The organism is Halomonas sp. B23F22_20 (genome assembly GCF_043496985.1).
Taxonomy (GTDB): domain Bacteria; phylum Pseudomonadota; class Gammaproteobacteria; order Pseudomonadales; family Halomonadaceae; genus Halomonas.
The window spans coordinates 1-1,104 of the sequence record NZ_JBIEKH010000061.1; the positions used below are offsets into that span (position 1 = coordinate 1).

Here is a 1,104-nt window from a genome sequence, read left to right on the forward strand (position 1 = left end):
AGCGGTCGTTTGCGCTTTAGATAGATAAGTCCTCGATTTATTAGTATCGGTCAGCTGCACGTGTCACCACGCTTCCACCTCCGACCTATCAACCTTGTCGTCTACAAGGAATCTTACTCACTCGAAGTGATGGGAAATCTCATCTTGAAGTGGGCTTCATGCTTAGATGCTTTCAGCACTTATCCCTTCCGCACGTAGCTACCCAGCTGTGCTCCTGGCGGAACAACTGGTGCACCAGCGGTGCGTCCATCCCGGTCCTCTCGTACTAAGGACAGCTCTTCTCAAATTTCCAACGCCCACGACGGATAGGGACCGAACTGTCTCACGACGTTCTGAACCCAGCTCGCGTACCGCTTTAATGGGCGAACAGCCCAACCCTTGGGACCGACTACAGCCCCAGGATGCGATGAGCCGACATCGAGGTGCCAAACCTCCCCGTCGATGTGGACTCTTGGGGGAGATAAGCCTGTTATCCCCGGGGTAGCTTTTATCCGTTGAGCGACGGCCCTTCCATGCGGTACCGCCGGATCACTAAGCCCGACTTTCGTCCCTGCTCGACTTGTAGGTCTCGCAGTCAAGCTCCCTTGTGCCTTTGCACTCTGCGAATGATTTCCAACCATTCTGAGGGAACCTTTGGGCGCCTCCGTTACTTTTTGGGAGGCGACCGCCCCAGTCAAACTGCCCACCTGACACTGTCTCCGGACCGGATTACGGTCCTGGGTTAGAATGTCAATACAGCCAGGGTGGTATCCCACGGATGCCTCCACCGAAGCTAGCGCTCCGGTATCGACGGCTCCCACCTATCCTGTACAAGCTGTACCAACATTCAATATCAGGCTACAGTAAAGCTCCACGGGGTCTTTCCGTCCTGTCGCGGGTAATGCGCATCTTCACGCATAGTATAATTTCACCGGGTCTCTTGTTGAGACAGTGCCCAATTCGTTGCACCTTTCGTGCGGGTCGGAACTTACCCGACAAGGAATTTCGCTACCTTAGGACCGTTATAGTTACGGCCGCCGTTTACTGGGGCTTCGGTTCAAAGCTTCGCCTAAGCTAACTCATCCCCTTAACCTTCCAGCACCGGGCAGGTGTCAGCCCCTATAC

General features: G+C 54.7%; 1 rRNA gene. It reads right to left on the reverse strand.

Annotated features, from left to right (window positions below):
• Window positions 1–20: 20 nt before the first annotated feature.
• Window positions 21–1,104, reverse strand: a 23S ribosomal RNA gene (locus ACGTN6_RS20540); the annotation flags it as partial.